This is a genomic window from Micromonospora sp. DT4 (genome assembly GCF_049841675.1).
Lineage (GTDB): Bacteria > Actinomycetota > Actinomycetes > Mycobacteriales > Micromonosporaceae > Micromonospora.
In genome coordinates this window covers 1-315 of record NZ_JBNCKT010000450.1, presented here as the reverse complement: position 1 = coordinate 315, position 315 = coordinate 1, and the positions used below count along the sequence as shown (strand labels likewise).

1 protein-coding gene is annotated in these 315 nt (G+C 64.8%); it reads left to right on the top strand.

From position 1 onward, the window contains the following. Positions 1 to 315: hypothetical protein (locus ACLQ24_RS30510; RefSeq protein WP_425895183.1), on the top strand; the 315-nt coding region annotated here is incomplete at both ends.

Below are 315 nucleotides of genomic sequence, written 5' to 3'. Positions count from 1 at the left end.
ACACCCTGAACGCCGACCCCTTCGACACGGGGATGAACACCCTCAACGCCGACCCCTTCAGCACGGGGATGGGCACCCTCAACGCCGACCCCTTCAGCACGGGGATGGGCACCTCGAACGACCCCTTCGGCCGGGGGATGAACACCCTGGACGCCCTCTTCGGCGAGATGCATGACGCTCAGATCGGCGGATCGTTCGACGACACCGCGATGGACCTGTTCACACAGGACACCCACGTGCCCTTCGACCAGGCGATGCCCGACCTCACATCGCAGGACTTCATATCCGGACAGTGGACGGCCCCACTCACCGACA